The organism is Pseudomonas sp. GW458-11-26-14-LB4 (assembly GCF_059423925.1).
Genome location: NZ_JBWKYU010000008.1, coordinates 42,616 through 62,605 on the forward strand (window position 1 = coordinate 42,616; position 19,990 = coordinate 62,605).

Genomic DNA, 19,990 nt, shown 5'->3' on the forward strand with positions numbered 1-19,990 from the left:
GCCCACCGGATTTGCCCGCACAATCGGGGCCTCGCCCTGAACCCGAAGGATCTGCGCCGTGCCCCTGCATCAGGATCTGCCACCGCTGATGGCCTTGCGTGCTTTTGAGGCCGTGGCCCGCCATTTGAGTTTCATCAAGGCTGCCGATGAGCTGTCGGTGACCCAAAGCGCGATCAGCCATCAGGTGCACAAACTCGAAGAATTCCTCGATCAACGACTGTTCGTGCGCCGCACCCGGGCGATCGATCTGACACCTGCCGGCGAACAGTATTACCGGCAAATCCAGCCGGCCCTCGCCGCAATTGCCGCCGCCACCCACGACCTGCGCGGCGAACGCCCCACTACCCTGCGCATCGGTCTGCTCGCCTCTTTCGCAACCCTGTGGCTGGCACCGCGTCTGGCGGACTTCAACGCGAAATACCCGAACATCCATGTCGAGCTGCTGCCCGCCGTGCAACTGGCCGATGTCGACGCGGGCGAGGTGGATCTGGCGATCCGCTACGGCAAGGGCGGTTGGCCGAAAGTCCAGGCCCGCCGGTTCATGGCTGAAACCCTGACGCCAGTCTGCAGCCCGGCCTTCAAGGCCAAAGGCGTGAACAACGGGCCCTTGCTGATGGCCAAGTCGCACCAGCCGTTCGAATGGATCGACTGGCAGCAACACAGCGGCATCGATCTGGCTCATGTGCCCGGCGTCATGCTGCACGACTACAACATCGTCGTCGAAGCGGCCGTCGCCGGTCAGGGCATTGCCATGGGTCGCCAGCGAATGATCGAACGGCGGATCAAGGAAGGCGCGCTGGTGCCGGCCTTCGACACGCCGCCGATGCTCGGCGAGATCGGTTATTGGCTGGTCACCCCGCAACGCCCGCCCACATCGGCGGCGCAAAGTTTCTGCCAGTGGCTGGAGGAAACCGCGAACGCATGAGTTTTTTGGATGCGTCGGATTAAATCTATCCGTTTGTCGCCCTTCGCTCTGACCAACATGCTGAAGCCCTCACTCAGGAGGACTTCCCATGACCGATTCCCTCAGCCAACGCGTTCAACAACTCGGCCTGCGCCTGCCCGAACCGAGCCAGCCGATCGCCAATTACGTCAACCATGTGGTCAGCCAGAATCAGTTGTTCATCTCCGGGCAGATTCCATTGCTCGACGGCAAACCTGCGTTCATCGGGCGACTGGGCGAAGCGATCTCCGACGAAGAAGGGGCCAACGCCGCTGAACTGGCTGCCCTGGGCCTGCTCGCCCAGTTGAGCCATGCACTGGGCGATGACCTGTCGAAACTGGTGCGCATCCTGCGCCTCGGAGTTTTCGTGGCCGCCACACCGGAATTCAAAGCTCAGGGCTTTGTCGCCAACGGCGCGTCGAACCTGCTGGTCAACGCCCTCGGCGACAAGGGCCGACACGTGCGCACCGCAGTCGGCGTGTCGAGTCTGCCGGCCGGCGTCGCGGTGGAAATCGACGCGATCTTCGAGCTCAAGCCGTGAACCTCGACGACCTCTCGCGCCTGCGCGCCGCCACGCCCGGCTGCGCTCAGGTGATCCACTTCAACCACGCCGGCGCCTCGTTGCCGAGCCAAGCCACCCTCGATGCAGTGATCGAACAGTTGCAACACGAAGCACTCGGCGGGCCGATGGAAGCGGCAGACAACCGGGTACAGGAACGCGCGCGCAACGCGGCCGCCGCCCTGCTCAACGCCCAGCCCGAGGACATCGCCTTCGCCAGCAGCGGCTCGGCAGCCTGGAGCCAGGCGTTCAACGCGCTGGGGCCGTGGCAGCTCGGCGAGCGGATTCTGGTGGGTCGCCATGAATGGGCCGGCAACCTGGCGTGCATGGCCGAAGCGGTGAAGGCCGGCGCGCGGCTCGAAGTGATTCCTTGTGACGCCCACGGCGCGGTCGACCCGCAAGCCCTGGCGCAGATGATCGACGGCCAGGTACGCCTGATCGCCCTGACCTGGCTGCCGGCCAACGGTGGCCTGATCAACCCCGCCGCGCAGATCGGCAGCGTGGCGCGGCGCCACGGCATTCCTTATTTCATCGACGCCGGTCAGGCGCTGGGGCAGTTGCCCTGCGATGTTCAGGCCTTACAGTGCGATGTGCTCAAGGGTGCGGGTCGCAAGTTCCTGCGCGGGCCGCGCGGCACGGCGCTGATGTACATCCGGCCGCATTTTTTGCAACGGCTGCTCCCCGTGCAACGCGATGTGTTGTCGGCGCCATGGGACGGCAAGCGCTTTACCCTGCGCGACGACGCGCGCCGCTTTGAAACCAGTGAAGTGTCACTGGCGCTGCTGGCCGGGCTGGCCAATGCACTGGAGGAGTACAACCGCCTCGGCGCGATTCCCGTTCGCCAGCGCATCGAACAATTGAGCAACGGATTGCGCCAACGCCTGAAGGCGATTCCCGGCCTGACGCTGCGGGATCTCGGAACGGCGAATCAACAATCCGGGCTGATCGCCTTCACGCTTGAAGGCTGGGACAGCGTGGCGCTCAAGCAGACGTTGGCCGAACGGCGAATCAACATCGGCGCCAATGGCGTGGCCTACACGCCGCTGGACATGCAGGCGCGCGGGCTGACGAATATTGCGCGGGTGGCGGTGAGCTACTTGAACACGCAAGAAGAGATCGACGTGTTGCTGGAGAACCTGACGGAACTGGCCGTCCAGCCTCAGATTTCGATGTCGACCCAAAGCCCCTGACGCGGCTGATCCTCCATCAACGGCGCCACCGGCACGGTGTTGTCGGCATTCAGTTCGGTGCCGGGCACGGCGAGGTGCGCTTCGGGGTCGTCGTCGGCTTCACGGCGCCGGCGATCACGTTCCTGCTGGCGGCGCTGCTCTTCGCGCAGCAGATAGCCGTCCTCTTCCGGGTCGCGTTTTTGCAGGTCGATGGTGCTTTCGTTGGAGCTTTCCTGCACCGGCACCACAGGGGGAATATCCGGTCGCTGGCGGATCGGATCCTGTTGGGAGGTGATCGGCACGGCGCTCAGGGGGAGCATCGGTGGCAGCATATGAGGGTCTCCTGTCAGCAGGTTATCGGCGGCGCCAGGGGTGCCTTGAGCCATCGGTCGCAAACTTGTGACCGGTTTGGCACTCAAGGGTGCCGCAACATCCCGTAAAACCGATGCATGACCTAATCTTCCCTGCAATTGGCCGATTGCGGTTAAAAGCCGGGCCGAGGCTCCTTATCCTTTGGCCTCGGGCCCTCATTCCGTTAAGATAGCCCGCTTTTTCAAGGTGGGAGTCAGGCAGCATGGCGCAGCAGTATCAACCGGGGCAACGCTGGATCAGTGACAGCGAAGCAGAGCTTGGTTTAGGCACCGTTCTGGCACAGGACGGCCGCTTGTTGACCGTGCTTTACCCGGCCACTGGCGAGACTCGCCAGTACGCGCTACGGAATGCGCCCCTCACCCGCGTGCGGTTCTCGCCCGGCGACTCGATCACTCACTTCGAAGGCTGGAAGATGACTGTCCAGCAAGTCGACGACGTCGACGGCCTGATGGTCTATCACGGCCTCAACGCGCAGAACGAAGCGGTCACCCTGCCGGAAACCCAGCTGTCGAACTTCATTCAGTTCCGTCTGGCCAGCGACCGTCTGTTCGCCGGCCAGATCGACCCGCTGGCCTGGTTCTCCCTGCGCTATCACACCCTGGAACACACCAGCCGCCAGTTGCAGTCCGCGCTGTGGGGCCTGGGCGGCGTGCGTGCACAACCGATCGCCCACCAGTTGCACATTGCCCGTGAAGTCGCCGACCGTATCGCGCCGCGCGTATTGCTGGCGGACGAAGTGGGTCTGGGCAAGACCATCGAAGCCGGCCTGGTGATCCATCGCCAGCTGCTGTCGGGCCGCGCCAACCGCGTGCTGATCCTCGTACCGGAAAACCTCCAGCACCAATGGCTGGTGGAAATGCGCCGCCGCTTCAACCTGCAGGTTGCGCTGTTCGACGAAGAACGCTTCATCGAAAGCGATGCCACCAACCCGTTCGAAGACACCCAGCTGGCCCTGGTGGCGCTGGAGTGGCTGGTCGACGACGAAAAGGCGCAAGACGCGCTGTTCGCTGCCGGTTGGGACCTGATGGTGGTCGACGAAGCCCACCACCTGGTGTGGCACGAAGAGAAAGTCAGCCCGGAATACTCGCTGGTTGAACAGCTGGCCGAAGTCATTCCCGGCGTGCTGCTGCTCACCGCCACCCCCGAACAACTCGGTCAGGACAGCCACTTCGCCCGTCTGCGCCTGCTCGACCCGAACCGTTTCCATGACCTGGCCGCCTTCCGCGCCGAGAGCGAAAACTATCGCCCGGTGGCCGAAGCCGTTCAGGAGCTGCTGGACAAGGGTCGCCTGTCGCCGGCCGCGCACAAGACTATCCACGGTTTCCTCGGCAACGAAGGTGAAGCCCTGCTCACCGCCGTCAACGATGGCGACACCGAAGCCAGCGCCCGCCTCGTGCGTGAACTGCTCGACCGCCACGGCACCGGCCGCGTGCTGTTCCGTAACACCCGCGCCGCCGTGCAGGGTTTCCCGGAGCGCAAACTGCACCCGTACCCGCTGCCGTGCCCGGACGAATACCTCGAACTGCCGCTGGGCGAACACGCCGAGCTGTACCCGGAAGTCAGCTTCCAGGCCCAGCCGGACGCCAGCGAAGAAGAACGCTGGTGGAAATTCGACCCGCGCGTCGAGTGGCTGATCGACCAGCTGAAAATGCTCAAGCGCACCAAAGTGCTGGTGATCTGCGCCCACGCCGAAACCGCGATGGACCTGGAAGACGCCCTGCGCGTGCGCTCCGGGATCCCGGCCACGGTGTTCCACGAAGGCATGAACATCCTCGAGCGTGACCGCGCCGCCGCCTACTTCGCCGACGAAGAGTTCGGCGCGCAGGTGCTGATCTGCTCGGAAATCGGCAGTGAAGGTCGCAACTTCCAGTTCGCCCACCATCTGGTGCTGTTCGATCTGCCGTCGCACCCGGATCTGCTGGAGCAGCGGATCGGTCGTCTCGACCGGATCGGCCAGAAGCACATCATCGAACTGCACGTGCCGTACCTGGAAACCAGCCCGCAAGAGCGCCTGTTCCAGTGGTACCACGAAGCGCTGAACGCGTTCCTCAACACCTGCCCGACCGGCAACGCCTTGCAGCATCAGTTCGGTCCGCGCCTGCTGCCGCTGCTCGAAGAAGCCGACGACGGCGAGTGGCAAGCGCTGATCGACGAGGCGCGCACCGAGCGCGAGCGTCTGGAAGCCGAGCTGCACACCGGTCGCGACCGTCTGCTGGAACTCAACTCCGGCGGCGCCGGCGAAGGTGAAGCGCTGGTCGAGGACATCCTCGAACAGGACGATCAGTTCGCCCTGCCGATCTACATGGAAACCCTGTTCGACGCGTTCGGCATCGACAGCGAAGACCATTCGGAAAACGCCCTGATCCTCAAGCCGAGCGAGAAGATGCTCGACGCCAGCTTCCCGCTGGGCGACGACGAAGGCGTGACCATCACCTACGACCGCAACCAGGCGCTGTCACGCGAGGACATGCAGTTCATCACCTGGGAACACCCGATGGTGCAGGGCGGCATGGATCTGGTGCTGTCCGGTTCGATGGGCAACACCGCCGTCGCGCTGATCAAGAACAAGGCGCTCAAGCCGGGCACCGTGCTGCTGGAATTGCTCTATGTCAGCGAAGTGGTTGCCCCGCGCTCGCTGCAACTGGGCCGTTACCTGCCGCCGGCCGCCCTGCGCTGCCTGCTCGATGCCAACGGCAACGACCTGTCGTCGCGCGTGGCGTTCGAAACCCTCAACGACCAACTGGAAAGCGTGCCGCGCGCCAGCGCCAACAAGTTCATCCAGGCCCAGCGCGATCAGCTGACGCCACGGATCAACGCCGGTGAAGACAAGGTCACCCCGCGCCACGCCGAGCGCGTGGCCGAGGCCCGCCGCCGTCTGGCAGCCGACACCGACGAAGAACTGGCACGCCTGACCGCATTGCAGGCGGTCAACCCGACTGTACGCGACAGCGAACTGGACGCCCTGCGCAAGCAGCGCGAACAAGGTCTGGCGATGCTCGACAAGGCAGCACTGCGACTGGAAGCGATCCGGGTATTGGTGGCAGGCTAAACCGCCCTGCTCCATCGCCAAAAACGAAAAGGCCCGCAGTGATGCGGGCCTTTTTGTTTGCCTGTCCCCCCGCCGATCGTTCCCACGCTCCGCGTGGGAATGCCTCAAGGGACGCTCCGCGTTCCAGCTCTCGAATGCGACGCAGAGCGTCCCGGGCTGCATTCCCACGCGGAGCGTGGGAACGATCAGGCGATGCAGGTCATCAAGCGGTAACGGCCTGACTCTGCGGCTCAACCACCGCCACCAGCCCCTCCTTCATCCGCTTCGCATCCCGCACAAAACAGCGTGAGGCGAGGAACAGGAACACCATGGTCAGGAACAACGCCACCGGGATCAGGTACATCGCATCATGCAGGCCGACGGCCTTGAACGCCTCGGTCATCTGCTCGGCGCCTGCCGCGACCATCGCCGATTTCGCGAAGTAATCCGACAAACCGCCGACCACCACAGGCCCCAGACCGCCACCGAGCAAATACAACCCGGCAAAGAACAGCGCCATCGCCGTGGCCCGCAGGCGTGGCTCGACCACGTCCTGAATCGCCGTGTACACGCAGGTGTAGAAGTTGTAGGCGAACAGCCACCCTACGCTGAACACCGCGACGAACACCCCGATCTCGATGCGCCCGGCATGCAGTGCCCACGCCGTGCACAGGGTCGAGATGACCAGACTGAACGCGGCAAACAGCAGTCGGCCGTTGGCCACCCGCTGGTGAATCTTGTCGGCAATCCAGCCACCGAGGGTTAAGCCGATCAATCCGGTTACCCCGACGATCACCCCGGTCGCCACCGCCGCTTCCTGCAACGGCATCAGGAAATAACGCTGGAGCATCGGCACCAGAAAAGAATTGCAGGCGTAGGTCGCAAAGTTGAAGCACAGCCCGGCCATCACCAGCCACAGGAAGGTCGGCACGGCGAGAATCCGGCGGATCGGCTTGTCGACTTTCTCCTGCGACACCTGCACGGTTTCCGCTGCGCCACGTTTGGGTTCCTTGATGAAGAACATGAACACCGCCAGCAGCAGCCCCGGTACGGCGGCGATGAAGAACGGCGCGCGCCAGCTGTCGAACGCCTTGACCATCCAGCCGATGGTGAAGAAGGCCAGCAGCAGCCCCAACGGCAGGCCGAGCATGAAAATGCCCATGGCCCGGGCCCGGCGATGAGCCGGGAACAGGTCGCCGATCAGCGAGTTGGCGGCGGGTGCGTAACTCGCTTCACCGATGCCGATGCCCATGCGCACCAGCAGGAAACTCCAGAAACTGCCGACCAGACCGTTGACCGCCGTCAGCGCGCTCCAGGTCGCCAGGCCCCATCCCATCAGTTTGCTGCGCGAGCCAGTGTCGGCCATGCGCCCCAGCGGCAGGCCGGCAATGGCATAAACGATGGTGAACGCAGTGCCGACAATCCCCAGCTGAAAGTCGCTGAGGTGCCATTCCATGCGGATCGGTTCGATGATGATCGCCGGGATGGTGCGATCGAAGAAGTTGAACAGGTTGGCGAGGAACAGCAGGAACAGAATGCGCCAGGCATTCGCCGCTTGGGTCGAGTTCTGCATGGGTCCGTCTCTTTATTGTTATTAGGGCTTCACTGCCAACGCATCCGAGCCCGGAACCTGCAATCTAGTCACGCTCGTCGGGGCTGTCTGTGATCATTCGTCAGCCTGATGACGGGCCATGGCCGTGTAACGAAACGTAAGCCCTTGAAATGCTTCGAATCCCCCTAAAACCGGGGGTTTTGCGGAAAAATTCGGCAATGAAAAAATACTTTCTCGCCCCCCTTCCCAACGCCGTGGCAAAGCCTAGAATGGCCGCCGGATCCGTCCGGATCCTGCCGATCAATCCCTTTGATACCCCCGCCCATGTCCGAAGTCAGTCCGTGTCTGAATTGCGGTGCCTGCTGTTCCCATTTTCGTGTTTCTTTTTTCTGGGGGGAATGCGCATCCTCCGGCGGGACCGTACCCGATGAACTGGTCACCCAGATCACGCCCAGCCGTGTCGCGATGATCGGCACCGACCGCAAGGCGCCGCGCTGCACTGCGTTGGAGGGCGAAGTCGGAAAGTCGGTGGCTTGCACGATCTACGACAAGCGTTCCAGCCCCTGCCGCGAGTTTGAAGCTTCGTGGGAAAACGGCGAACAGAACACCGACTGCGACAAGGCGCGTGCCCGTTTCGGCCTGCCGCCGCTGCAACCGCACTGGAATGAAGTCGCCTGAGTTCAGGCGTTTCAACGCTTAGCGCCAAACGCTATGACGCTCATGCCAAAATCATTAGCGCCAATGTGCCACTACCGCTTGCACGCCAAAAACCGCCTCTATACTGCAAACATTCGCCTGCGTTGATGACGCAGTAAGGACGCACTCAGAGACGGGGCATGCTATGGAGTGGCTTGGTTTGCAATTTGTTGCCGAGCAGCCGGAGAGCGGGCAGGTCATCCTCAATTGCACACACAATCCCCTGTTGGTGCTGGTGGCCTACCTGGTCGCCTGCGCCGCGAGTTTCGCCACCCTAGACATGGCCGAGCGGGTCGTCCACGCTGAAGAGCCCGGTTCGCAACGCCTGTGGCGCTGGATCGGCGCAACCTGCCTGGCCGGCGGCATCTGGGCCATGCACTTCATCAGCATGCTGGCGTTCCAGGCGCCGATCGACATCCAGTACGACCTGCCCGTGACCCTGTTTTCCCTGGTGATCGCGTTACTGGCGTCCTGGCTGGCCATGCACACCCTCAGCCATCCGCAGCCGAGCCTGCTGCAATACCTCAAGACCGCTATCGTCATCGGCCTGGGCATCGCCGGCATGCACTACGTCGGCATGGCCGCCATCGAATCCGCCGCCACGTCTTACTACGAGCCCATCCTGTTCGTGTCATCGATCGTGATCGCCATCGGCGCCAGCTTCGCCGCACTGTGGGTGGCCGGTTACTTGCGCGAAGGCAGCGGCCTGCACATCCAGATGCTCAAGTACGTGGCGGCGCTGATTCTCGGTGCGGGCATCCTCAGCATGCATTTCACCGGCATGGCGGCGCTGCAACTGGTGCTGCCCGAGGGGCAATCGCCGACATTGGCGTCGCAAACCGGTCACTTGCAGTTGGGCCTCACCGTCGCGCTGATCACGCTGCTGATTCTCGGCAGCGCCATCAGCGCCGCATTGGCCGACAAGAAGCTGCAGAACAAGGAGCACGATCTGCGCCGGGTCAACGCCCTGCTCAGCCAGCTCGATCAGGCGCGCATGTCGCTGCAACACGTGGCCAACTACGACGCTCTGACCAACCTGATCAACCGGCGTGGCTTCAATCAGATCTTCGCTGAAAAACTCAGCCAGAAAACCAGCGAAGGCGGGATGCTCGCGGTGATGTTTCTCGACATCGACCACTTCAAACGCATCAACGACAGCCTCGGCCATGACGCCGGCGATGAACTGCTCAAGGTTATCGCCCAGCACATCAAGGGTTCGGTGCGCAGCCATGAAGACGTGGTCGCGCGGTTCGGCGGCGACGAGTTCTGCATCCTCATCGGTCTGCGCGACCGCGAGGAAGCGCGCAACCTGGCCCAGCGCATCATGCTCAAGATGAAAGAGCCGATTGAGCTCGCCGGACGACGCATGGTGATGACCACCAGCATCGGCATCAGCCTGTTTCCCGAAGACGGGTCCACCTGCGATGAACTGCTCAAGCATGCGGATCTGGCGCTGTACCAATCCAAGGGCGCCGGGCGCAACGGCGTACACTTCTTCGATTCCAACCTGAAGAATCGCGCCAGCCTCGAACTGCAACTGGAAGAGGAACTGCGCCATGCTCTGCGTCAGGAGAACGGTCTGCTGCTGTATTACCAGCCGATCTTCGAACTCAAGACCGGCAAGGTCACCAAGCTCGAAGCGCTGATCCGCTGGCAGCACCCGGTGCACGGCCTGCTCACCCCGGATCGCTTCATCGCCATCGCCGAAAACAACGGCCTGATTGCCGAGCTGGACAACTGGGTTCTGCGCAAGGCTTGTGAAGACCTCGGTGAACTGTCGCGCCATGGTTGCGAAGACTTGAAGATCGCCTGGAACTGCTCACCGCTGAATCTGGCCCGGGAAGAACTGGCCAATGAAATCGAGCATGCCCTGCGCAGCGCCGGGGTCGCCCCGGAACGGCTGGAACTGGAAGTCACCGAAAACGCCTTGATGGGCAACATCGCCAACACGCTGGTGTTGTTGCGGCAGATCCGCGCCCTCGGCGTGTCACTGTCGATCGACGACTTCGGCACCGGCTATTCGTCGCTGGCTTATCTCAAGCGCCTGCCGCTCAACACCCTGAAAGTCGATCGCTCGTTCATCCTCGATATTCCCAAAGCCACCGCCGACATGGAGATCGTCCAGGCGATCATCGTCATGGCGCACACTCTGCATTTGCAGGTGGTCACCGAAGGCGTCGAAAGCCTGGAGCAATACGAATTCCTGGAGCGCTCGGGCTGCGACTTCATTCAGGGTTACCTGCTCAGCCGCCCGGTGCCACTGGCCGAACTGCGCCCGGTGCTGGAGGAAATCAACCAGCGCAAACACGCGCACACGGTCAATCCGCTGAGTCTGGCGCGCGGTACATTTGCACCAGTGTCGCTGGATCCTTCTGCAAAAAGCCTTGTGCCCCATGCAGGCGCATCAGTTGTGCGGCCAATCCGCTGATCGGCGTGGCCGAGCCGGTTTCCCGGGAAAACTTCACTGCGGTATCCAGATCCTTGAGCAGCGTGCGCACGTGCCACTTCACCGGCTCGAAACGGCTTTCGGCCATTTGCGGAGCGAGGATCTGCAACGGTCTGGAATCGGCAAAACCACCGGCCAGCGCTTCGGCGATCAGGCTGGCATCGACTCCGGCCTGCTCGGCCAGCGCCACCACTTCGGCGATTACCAAGGCGTTGCAGGCGACGATCATCTGATTGCAGGCCTTGGTCACCTGACCGGCGCCGACGCCGCCCATGTGCGTAACGCGCTGCCCGAGTTCGAGCAACACCGGGCGTACGCGATCAAGATCCGCTGCATCACCGCCGACCATGATCGCCAGACTGCCGGCCTCGGCTCCGACTACCCCGCCGGACACCGGTGAATCGAGCCAGGCCATGCCTGCCTTGTCGGCCAGTTCGGCTGCCATCTCACGGGTCGCCGTCGGTTCGAGGCTGGAGAAATCCACCAGCAACTGACCGGGTTTCGCCCCTTCAGCCACGCCGGCCGGGCCGAACACCACCTCGCGCACCACCGCTGTGTCCGCCAGGCACAGCATCACCACGTCAGCCTGTTCACAGAGTTCAGCAGGGGTCGCCACCTGCCGGGCGCCGGCCTCGACCAGCGGCGCGCACTTGGCCGGGTTGCGGTTCCACACGGTCAGCGGATAACCGGCGGCCAGCAAGCGGCGGCACATCGGCAGGCCCATCAGGCCGATTCCGGCAAACCCCAACGAAGGTCGCGTTGACATCATTTAGCCTCCTTTTGATTAAAGATCGCCGAATAATGGCCGATCCATCATCGATCAGGAAAGGATTCCCCCGCGCGGCACTCAGGCAAAGTCCCTGACGCACGGGCAAAACACGCGCAGAAAAAAGACGCGAGATTCCCATTCCGTGAGGCTCGACGACAGCGGTCGTTGATCCAACCAGTCCAGGTAGATGGCGCACAATGACTTCTAAAAACAATCCGGCCACTGCGGTATCCGATCTGACTCTGAGCCCTGCGGCGAACAGCCCTGCCCCGATGAAGCCATTGCCACCCTCGCGCCCGCTGGGCACCCAGCAATACCTGTACTTCACCGAAACCAATACCGACCGCATCCTCGACAACCTCGATGGCCTGCGTGACCTGGTGTTCCCGCGCCCGCCGCACCTGGAAGGCGACAACGAACAGCACAACGACCAGGAATTCCCGTCGGTGTGCCTGATCGGCCTCGGTCGCTGCGGCTCCAACATCGCCCTCGACGTGGCGGAGCTGGTGTACAACGCGCGCAAGTTCTACCTCAACGAATTCAACAGCGAAGATCGCGCGGCTGACCGTCGCCTGGCCTCCGACAAAGGCTACAGCCCGGCCCAATGGATCAAGCAGAACCTGCGGATCGGCCCGAACAAGTCGACCAAACCGGTGTTCCTCGTGGAACCGCTGGTGATGCTCGGCGACCTCGACAAGGACATCGCCGGGCGTATCCGTTTCTCGCGCAAGGGCGAAAAAAGCGGTTTCCTGCGCGACTACAGCAAGATGAAGATCATGGACTTGTCGGAAGTCCACGCCGGTGGCGCCGGTAACGCGCCGATCCTCGGCCAGTACCTGGCGAAGATCATCCTGAACAAGGACACCCAGCGCTTCTCCAGCCCCGACTGGAAAATGATCCACTCGTACCTGATCGACAGCTGCGGCATCAAGGCCAACCAGTCGCGCCTGTATTTCTCGATCTTCAGTGCCGGCGGCGGTACCGGTTCGGGCATGGCCTCGGAATTCGGTCTGGCCCAGCAGCACTCGTACATGAACAAGACGTTCGACACCAAGCCGATGGACGAGCACGACGGCAAGAGCGGTCATTCGTTCGTGTTCGAGCCGATCTTCACCAGCGGCATCTGCGTGCTGCCGAACATTTCCGACCACCGCAGCGAAATGTCCGAGGCGCTGCACATCAACGCCGGCCGCCTGCTGTGCAAATACCTCTCGGAAGAATGGGATTTCTCGTACAACTTCGCCAACGAAGACAGCAGCGAAGCCAGCGTCATGGGCCGTATCCGCCCATGGAACGCGATGATGCTGATCTCCAACGACATCATGCGTTATGCCGAAGAGAGCGATGACGGCAACATCCAGAACATTGATGTCAATGCGATGGAGAAGCACGCCAACCAGTACATTTCGCAGCAGATCTTCAACATTCTGACGGCCCAGGCCGTCACGACCGACTACGACCAGAACTATTTCCGTCGTGCCGGCATCGACATCGGCGAGACCATTCGCCTGGACGCCAACGACCTGTTCATGAGTCTGGCCGGCCCGGTGGCGATTGCCTACGCCGAATCCGTGGTGCCGGAAACCCCGCCGCCGAGCAGCGACAAGTTCAAGGTGTTCGACAAAGAGCCGCAGCGCCTGAACATCGACGACCTGTTCTTCCGCTCGATCGACCTGCCGCACTTCAACAAAGTGACCCAGGCCATCGAAGGCATCAGCCTGCTGCCGATCGAATCCAAGCGTTATCGTGCGTCGCTGGAGCAATACAAGAACTCCGGCTACGACGCGGCTGCGCTGCACGACCTGCACTTCTTCAAGAACTGCTCGTCGGTGGTCTCGATCGTTTCGCTGCCAAAAGACTACAAGCTGTCGTACATGGACCTGAACCGGTTGAAGACCCACCTCAACAGCCTGTTCCCCAACACCACGCTCAAGCGCTACGCGCTGGTGATCGGCGCCTCGGCCAACCTGTCGCTGACCACCCTGATCGCCAAGAGCCCGTGCCTGTCGGACGACTTCCTGACGCTGATCGTGGCATTCATCAAGCGTTGCTTCGCCAAGACCCCGTACCGTTTCGACGAGACCCTGGACAACTCGATCCTCGATTTCATCATTCAGGAAGAGTTCGACGAAGACCGCATCGACGACCTGCTCAACGAATTCGAAAACCCGGCGAAGATCCTCGATACCAACTGGTACGCGATCAAGCCGATGTACGAGAAGAAGTATCGCGAGTTGATCAACGACAAAGAGAAGTTTGTCTCGATCAACGACATTCGGCTGTCGCGCGATTGCGTGAAGAAGTCGATCAAGTACCTGCGGGAGATCTACCGTCACCGGATCGGCAAGACCAAGGTTATTTCCCTCAATAACCATACCGGCAAGTCTTACTCGGTCTGATCCGGGACCGGGTCGCCCTCATCGCTGGCAAGCCAGCGATGAGGCCCTGAAATTCACTGAAAATTTCAGCCTTTCCAACATCCCGAAACAATTAAGCAGCCGTTAGGCTGCTTACTAAACTGTGCCCGTTACGTTTACGTCACCGTTATGCCACCCACGCTTGTGGCATTTCTCTACGGCAACGTGCCATCACGCTACTCCGCTACACACTTTTTGCCGGCCGGCACTCGCACCAACAAGGTGCAACCCGTCAGGCCGCTGCCCTTTCCTGGACCAGGATCCACGGCCGGACCACCACCGCCCACATCTCGGGATCGCGCTCGAAAATATCCAGCGCCCGCGTTTCAGACAGCTTGGCGACCTTGTCTTCGGCCAGCCAGGCAGCGACTTTCTCGCCCTGATCCGACGCCACGGCCTCGGCGACCGCGATCAAATCCAGGCTGGCGTCGACCCACAATAGGGCACCTTGGGCGTAGAAGCGCTCCAGCTCTTTCCAGGTAATAGATGCGGTTTCACCAAGCAGCTTGGCATAGAGGGTGCTAGGTTCTTGATTCATGGGACTGTCCGGAAAAGAAATCGGCGCGAATGATAACGTCGGTGATCCGGCAGAAAAACCCGGTTGCAAAAGGCCGTACCGAACGAAAAGAGCAGGAACGCCAAGGAATGCTGATGATTGGGGTATAAGCCCTCTGAACGTCCCGCCGCAATTCTGTCTTTTTCTTTCATTTAAGCGACACCCTCAGGTTTTGCCCCCTGGCGCCAGCTTCCCAGGCCAACAACCGGCGCTCTACACTGTACCGGTACAGTTGCCGGGGGCTTTTCCGGAGGGTATCGCCTAGATATCTGTCCCGGTTCTGCTGCTACGGCGTCAGGACTCTAAAAAAATACAACAGTAAGAGTGGAGCACTATGACTAAGGCTACTAAGCAGATTTCCAAACTGTTTGCCGCTATGGTTCTGGCCGGGGTTGCCAGCCATTCGTTCGCAGCTGACACCATCAAGATCGGTATCGCCGGCCCTAAAACCGGTCCAGTAGCCCAGTACGGCGACATGCAGTTCAGTGGCGCGAAAATGGCCATCGAACAGATCAACGCCAAAGGCGGCGTCGACGGCAAGAAGCTCGAAGCCGTTGAATACGATGACGCTTGCGATCCGAAACAAGCGGTAGCGGTTGCGAACAAGGTCGTCAACGACGGCGTCAAGTTCGTGGTCGGTCACCTGTGCTCCAGCTCCACCCAGCCTGCTTCGGACATCTACGAAGACGAAGGCGTGATCATGATCACCCCGGCTGCCACCAGCCCGGACATCACCGCTCGTGGTTACAAAATGATCTTCCGTACCATCGGTCTGGACAGCGCCCAGGGCCCTGCCGCCGGTAACTACATCGCCGATCACGTGAAGCCGAAAATCGTCGGCGTGCTGCACGACAAGCAGCAGTACGGTGAAGGGATCGCCACCGCCGTCAAATCCACTCTCGAGAAGAAAGGCACCAAGGTTGCCGTCTTCGAAGGTATCAACGCCGGCGACAAGGACTTCTCCGCGATCATCGCCAAGCTCAAGCAAGCCAACGTCGACTTCGTCTACTACGGCGGCTACCACCCGGAGCTGGGTCTGATCCTGCGTCAAGCCCAGGAAAAAGGCCTGAAAGCCAAGTTCATGGGTCCGGAAGGCGTGGGTAACGACTCGATCACCCAGATCGCCAAGAGCGCTGCCGAAGGCCTGCTGGTGACCCTGCCGAAATCCTTCGACCAGGATCCGGCCAACGTGGCCCTGGCCGATGCATTCAAGGCCAAGAAAGAAGACCCGAGCGGTCCGTTCGTGTTCCCGTCCTACTCGGCAGTTGAAGTAATTGCCGAAGGTATCAAGGCTGCCAAGTCCGAAGATGCTGCCAAGGTGGCTGAAGCCATCCACAAAGGCACCTTCAAGACGCCTACCGGTGACCTGAGCTTCGACGACAAGGGCGACCTGAAGGACTTCAAATTCGTGGTTTACGAATGGCACGAAGGCAAACCTAAAACCGAAGTGTCGCCTCAGTAAGGCCCTGCCTGACTGACTGCCAATAAAGCCCACGGCGTGCCGTGGGCTTTGTTTTACGAATGTATTGGGCCGCGCTGGCGTGATCCGCCAGTCTCCCCACCTGAAAATCTCAAAACCGTCATCAGCGGTTCGCTGGCAAAACCCGGATTCGAAGTGGATAAAGATCCACGGGACCGGGCGGGAAAATGACTCCACCAGTGAAATGCGTATCAGGTTTTTAGGAGCGCTGTAATGCCTGACATCTATCACTTCTTCCAACAGCTGGTTAACGGCTTGAACGTTGGCAGCATGTATGCCCTGATCGCCATCGGCTACACGATGGTCTACGGCATCATTGGAATGATCAACTTCGCCCACGGCGAGGTGTACATGATCGGTTCCTACGTGGCGTTCATCGCCATCGCCGGGCTGACCATGATGGGACTCGAAAGCGTCCCGCTGTTGATGACCGTGGCGTTCATCGCCAGCATCGTCGTCACCAGCTCCTACGGTTACAGCATCGAACGCATTGCCTACCGCCCGTTGCGCGGCAGCAACCGTCTGATCCCGCTGATTTCCGCGATCGGTATGTCGATCTTCCTGCAGAACACGGTTCTGCTGGCGCAAGACTCCAAGGACAAAGCAATCCCCAACCTGATTCCGGGCAACTTCGCCTTCGGCCCAGGTGGCGCACATGAAGTGCTGATTTCCTACATGCAAATCGTGGTGTTCGTGGTGACCCTGATCGCCATGCTCGGCCTCACGCTGTTCATCTCCCGCTCTCGCCTGGGCCGCGCCTGCCGCGCCTGCGCCGAAGACATCAAGATGGCCAACCTGCTGGGCATCAACACCAACAACATCATCGCCCTGACCTTCGTCATCGGTGCTGCGCTGGCGGCCGTCGCGGCCGTGCTGCTGAGCATGCAATACGGCGTGATCAACCCGAACGCCGGTTTCCTCGTCGGCCTCAAGGCCTTCACCGCCGCGGTACTGGGCGGGATCGGCAGCATCCCGGGCGCCATGCTCGGCGGGCTGGTGCTCGGGGTGGCGGAAGCCTTTGGCGCCGATATCTTCGGCGACCAGTACAAGGATGTCGTGGCTTTCGGCTTATTGGTTCTGGTGCTGTTGTTCCGTCCGACCGGCATTCTGGGCCGTCCGGAGGTTGAGAAAGTATGACTAGGAATCTTAAACAGGCGCTGTTCAGTGCCTTGCTGGTCTGGGCCGTGGCCTATCCGGTACTGGGTCTGAAACTGACCATCGTCGGTGTCAACCTGGAAGTGCACAACACCAGCCCGGCCATTCTGGCGACCATCGCCATCTGCTCGGTGCTGATGTTCCTGCGGGTGCTGTTCAACCAGCAGATCAGCAAGGCGTGGCGCTCGTCGCCAGGCATGCCGCTGATTCCGGCCAAGGCCAGCAACTTCCTGACCCTGCCGACCACCCAACGCTACTTCATCATCGCGCTGATCATCGGTGCGCTGGTGTGGCCGTTCTTCGGCTCCCGTGGCGCGGTGGACATCGCGACGCTGATCCTGATCTACGTGATGCTCGGCCTGGGCCTGAACATCGTGGTCGGTCTGGCCGGTCTGCTCGACCTGGGTTACGTCGGTTTCTACGCCGTCGGCGCCTACAGCTACGCGCTGCTGTCGCACTACTATGGCCTGAGCTTCTGGATCTGCCTGCCGATTGCCGGCCTGATGGCGGCGACGTTCGGCTTCCTGCTCGGCTTCCCGGTGTTGCGTCTGCGCGGCGACTACCTGGCGATCGTGACCCTGGGCTTCGGGGAAATCATCCGCCTGTTCCTGCGTAACCTGACCGACATCACCGGCGGCCCGAACGGCATCAGCAACATCGAGAAACCGACGTTCTTCGGCCTGACCTTCGAACGTAAAGCCGCAGAAGGGATGCAAACCTTCCACGAATATTTCGGCCTGCAGTACAACTCGATCAACAAGGTGATCTTCCTCTACCTGGTTGCCCTGTTGCTGGCGCTGGCGGCGCTGTTCGTGATCAACCGCCTGCTGCGCATGCCGATCGGCCGTGCATGGGAAGCGTTGCGTGAAGATGAAATTGCCTGCCGTGCGCTGGGCCTCAACCCGACCGTGATCAAGCTCTCGGCGTTCACCCTCGGCGCGGCATTTGCCGGTTTCGCCGGCAGCTTCTTCGCCGCCCGTCAGGGTCTGGTAACGCCGGAATCGTTCACCTTCATCGAGTCGGCGATCATCCTCGCCATCGTGGTGCTGGGTGGCATGGGCTCGCAGCTGGGCGTGATTCTCGCGGCCGTGGTGATGATCCTGTTGCCGGAAATGATGCGTGAGTTCAGTGAGTACCGCATGTTGATGTTCGGCGCCCTGATGGTGCTGATGATGATCTGGCGACCTCAAGGTCTGCTGCCCATGCAACGTCCTCACATGGAGCTGCGCAAATGAGCCGCGAGATCCTGAAAGTCGAAAATCTGAGCATGCGCTTCGGCGGCCTGCTGGCGGTCAACGGCGTGGCCCTGACCGTGAAGGAAAAACAGGTGGTGGCACTGATCGGGCCGAACGGCGCGGGCAAGACCACCGTGTTCAACTGCCTGACCGGTTTCTACCAGCCATCGGGCGGCAGCATCCTGCTGGACGGCGAGCCGATTCACGGCCTGCCGGGCCACAAGATCGCCCTCAAAGGCGTGGTGCGCACCTTCCAGAACGTGCGGTTGTTCAAGGACATGACGGCGGTCGAGAACCTGTTGATCGCCCAGCACCGTCACCTGAACACCAACTTCCTGTCCGGCCTGTTCAAGACCCCGGCGTTTCGCAAGAGCGAGCGCGAGGCCATGGAGTTCGCCGAGTACTGGCTGGAAAAGGTCAACCTGAAAGAGTTCGCCAACCGCCCCGCCGGCACCCTGGCCTACGGTCAGCAGCGCCGTCTGGAAATCGCCCGCTGCATGATGACCCGTCCGCGGATCCTCATGCTCGACGAGCCGGCCGCCGGCCTGAACCCGAAGGAAACCGAAGACCTCAAGGCGCTGATCAGCGTGCTGCGTGAAGAGCACAACGTGACCGTGCTGCTGATCGAACACGACATGAAACTGGTCATGAGCATTTCCGACCACATCGTCGTGATCAACCAGGGCACGCCCCTGGCCGACGGCACGCCGGAACAGATCCGCGACAATCCTGAAGTGATCAAAGCCTACCTGGGGGAAGCGTAAATGCTGCAGTTCGAAAACGTTTCCACCTTCTACGGCAAGATCCAGGCCCTGCACAGCGTCAACGTCGAAGTCCGCCAGGGCGAGATCGTGACCCTGATCGGCGCCAACGGTGCAGGCAAGTCCACGCTGCTGATGACACTCTGCGGTTCGCCGCAGGCCCACAGCGGCAGCATCCGCTACATGGGTGAGGAACTGGTCGGCCAGGACTCGTCGCAAATCATGCGCAAGAGCATCGCCGTGGTGCCGGAAGGTCGTCGGGTGTTTGCCCGTCTGACCGTCGAAGAAAACCTGTCCATGGGCGGATTCTTCACCGACAAGGGCGACTATCAGGAACAGATGGACAAGGTTCTCGGACTTTTCCCACGTCTGAAAGAACGCTTCAACCAGCGCGGCGGCACCATGTCCGGCGGCGAACAGCAAATGCTCGCCATCGGCCGTGCACTGATGAGCAAGCCGAAACTGCTGCTGCTCGACGAGCCGTCGCTGGGCCTGGCACCGATCATCATCCAGCAGATCTTCGACATCATCGAACAGCTGCGCAAGGACGGTGTAACGGTGTTCCTGGTCGAGCAGAACGCCAACCAGGCGCTGAAAATCGCTGACCGCGCGTACGTTCTGGAGAACGGCCGGGTGGTGATGCAAGGCACCGGCGAAGCGCTGCTGACCGACCCGAAAGTGCGCGAGGCGTACCTCGGCGGTTGATTGATCGCTTCAAACAGAAAACGGCCTTCGGGCCGTTTTTTTTGTGCCCGGCAAAAAACTTCTACCGATCGCTGTAACGCATCGCCGAGTCGTTTCTCTAGTGGGGCAAGCAAGCGCAATCGCTTGTTCAAACCCAAGTTAAAACCG

The 19,990-nt window shown here is 61.4% G+C and carries 16 protein-coding genes; 12 read left to right on the forward strand and 4 right to left on the reverse strand.

Annotated elements, in window-relative coordinates; translation table 11 throughout:
• The first annotated feature begins 58 nt into the window (after nucleotides 1-58).
• The 3 genes from AC07XZ_RS12435 (at nucleotide 59) to AC07XZ_RS12445 (ending at nucleotide 2,692) form a co-directional block, all read left to right on the forward strand.
• Nucleotides 59-925 (forward strand): LysR substrate-binding domain-containing protein, encoded by an 867-nt coding sequence (locus AC07XZ_RS12435; RefSeq protein WP_102686613.1) that lies wholly within the window; start codon nucleotides 59-61, stop codon nucleotides 923-925.
• Nucleotides 926-1,013: 88 nt separating this feature from the next.
• Nucleotides 1,014-1,484, forward strand: coding sequence for a RidA family protein (locus AC07XZ_RS12440; RefSeq protein WP_085748198.1), 471 nt, complete (start codon nucleotides 1,014-1,016; stop codon nucleotides 1,482-1,484).
• Nucleotides 1,481-2,692 (forward strand): aminotransferase class V-fold PLP-dependent enzyme, encoded by a 1,212-nt coding sequence (locus tag AC07XZ_RS12445; RefSeq protein WP_102686612.1) that lies wholly within the window; start codon nucleotides 1,481-1,483, stop codon nucleotides 2,690-2,692. The genes AC07XZ_RS12440 and AC07XZ_RS12445 overlap by 4 nt, the downstream gene beginning before the upstream one ends.
• On the opposite strand, the gene AC07XZ_RS12450 is transcribed toward AC07XZ_RS12445, so the two are convergent.
• Nucleotides 2,662-3,003: a hypothetical protein gene (locus AC07XZ_RS12450; RefSeq protein ID WP_007959194.1), complete on the reverse strand. Its 342-nt coding sequence runs from the start codon at nucleotides 3,001-3,003 to the stop codon at nucleotides 2,662-2,664. The genes AC07XZ_RS12445 and AC07XZ_RS12450 overlap by 31 nt on opposite strands.
• A gap of 242 nt (nucleotides 3,004-3,245) precedes the next feature.
• Here AC07XZ_RS12450 and rapA point away from each other — a divergent pair, with 242 nt between their 5' ends.
• Nucleotides 3,246-6,092 (forward strand): RNA polymerase-associated protein RapA, encoded by a 2,847-nt coding sequence (rapA, locus tag AC07XZ_RS12455; protein ID WP_102686611.1) that lies wholly within the window; start codon nucleotides 3,246-3,248, stop codon nucleotides 6,090-6,092.
• Nucleotides 6,093-6,294: 202 nt separating this feature from the next.
• Here the strand turns inward: rapA and AC07XZ_RS12460 are convergent, their stop codons facing one another.
• Nucleotides 6,295-7,644, reverse strand: coding sequence for a spinster family MFS transporter (locus tag AC07XZ_RS12460; RefSeq protein WP_102686610.1), 1,350 nt, complete (start codon nucleotides 7,642-7,644; stop codon nucleotides 6,295-6,297).
• Between the two features lie 303 nt (nucleotides 7,645-7,947).
• Between AC07XZ_RS12460 and AC07XZ_RS12465 the strand changes: the two genes are divergently transcribed.
• Both AC07XZ_RS12465 and AC07XZ_RS12470 read left to right on the forward strand, forming a co-directional pair.
• Complete coding sequence (locus AC07XZ_RS12465) at nucleotides 7,948-8,301, forward strand: YkgJ family cysteine cluster protein (protein WP_007959180.1); 354 nt, start codon at nucleotides 7,948-7,950, stop codon at nucleotides 8,299-8,301.
• A 163-nt stretch (nucleotides 8,302-8,464) separates the two neighbouring features.
• On the forward strand, nucleotides 8,465-10,747 hold the full coding sequence (locus AC07XZ_RS12470) for a putative bifunctional diguanylate cyclase/phosphodiesterase (protein WP_102686609.1): 2,283 nt from the start codon (nucleotides 8,465-8,467) through the stop codon (nucleotides 10,745-10,747).
• On the opposite strand, the gene AC07XZ_RS12475 is transcribed toward AC07XZ_RS12470, so the two are convergent.
• The gene (locus AC07XZ_RS12475) at nucleotides 10,638-11,534 is read right to left on the reverse strand and encodes an NAD(P)-dependent oxidoreductase (RefSeq protein ID WP_173892753.1); all 897 of its coding nucleotides are present in this window, start codon (nucleotides 11,532-11,534) and stop codon (nucleotides 10,638-10,640) included. The genes AC07XZ_RS12470 and AC07XZ_RS12475 overlap by 110 nt on opposite strands.
• A 197-nt stretch (nucleotides 11,535-11,731) precedes the next feature.
• Between AC07XZ_RS12475 and AC07XZ_RS12480 the strand changes: the two genes are divergently transcribed.
• Nucleotides 11,732-13,933 carry a hypothetical protein gene (locus AC07XZ_RS12480; protein WP_039771398.1) on the forward strand — a complete coding sequence of 734 codons (2,202 nt, stop codon included), beginning with the start codon at nucleotides 11,732-11,734 and terminating at the stop codon, nucleotides 13,931-13,933.
• A gap of 250 nt (nucleotides 13,934-14,183) precedes the next feature.
• On the opposite strand, the gene AC07XZ_RS12485 is transcribed toward AC07XZ_RS12480, so the two are convergent.
• On the reverse strand, nucleotides 14,184-14,489 hold the full coding sequence (locus AC07XZ_RS12485) for a DUF2288 domain-containing protein (RefSeq protein WP_007959169.1): 306 nt from the start codon (nucleotides 14,487-14,489) through the stop codon (nucleotides 14,184-14,186).
• Between the two features lie 352 nt (nucleotides 14,490-14,841).
• On the opposite strand from AC07XZ_RS12485, the gene AC07XZ_RS12490 reads away from it, so the two are divergent.
• The 5 genes from AC07XZ_RS12490 to AC07XZ_RS12510 all read left to right on the forward strand — a co-directional run bounded on the left by AC07XZ_RS12490 (nucleotide 14,842) and on the right by AC07XZ_RS12510 (nucleotide 19,843).
• Nucleotides 14,842-15,969: a branched-chain amino acid ABC transporter substrate-binding protein gene (locus AC07XZ_RS12490; RefSeq protein ID WP_085605380.1), complete on the forward strand. Its 1,128-nt coding sequence runs from the start codon at nucleotides 14,842-14,844 to the stop codon at nucleotides 15,967-15,969.
• A gap of 231 nt (nucleotides 15,970-16,200) precedes the next feature.
• A complete protein-coding gene (gene livH, locus AC07XZ_RS12495) occupies nucleotides 16,201-17,124 on the forward strand; it encodes a high-affinity branched-chain amino acid ABC transporter permease LivH (RefSeq protein WP_007959165.1) in 924 nt (307 codons plus the stop codon).
• Nucleotides 17,121-18,377, forward strand: a complete 1,257-nt coding sequence (locus AC07XZ_RS12500) for a high-affinity branched-chain amino acid ABC transporter permease LivM (RefSeq protein WP_007959162.1) — start codon at nucleotides 17,121-17,123, stop codon at nucleotides 18,375-18,377. The genes livH and AC07XZ_RS12500 overlap by 4 nt, the downstream gene beginning before the upstream one ends.
• Nucleotides 18,374-19,141 carry a high-affinity branched-chain amino acid ABC transporter ATP-binding protein LivG gene (gene livG / locus AC07XZ_RS12505; RefSeq protein WP_007959160.1) on the forward strand — a complete coding sequence of 256 codons (768 nt, stop codon included), beginning with the start codon at nucleotides 18,374-18,376 and terminating at the stop codon, nucleotides 19,139-19,141. The genes AC07XZ_RS12500 and livG overlap by 4 nt, the downstream gene beginning before the upstream one ends.
• A complete protein-coding gene (locus tag AC07XZ_RS12510; protein ID WP_003222380.1) occupies nucleotides 19,142-19,843 on the forward strand; it encodes an ABC transporter ATP-binding protein in 702 nt (233 codons plus the stop codon).
• The last annotated feature ends 147 nt before the right edge of the window (nucleotides 19,844-19,990 follow it).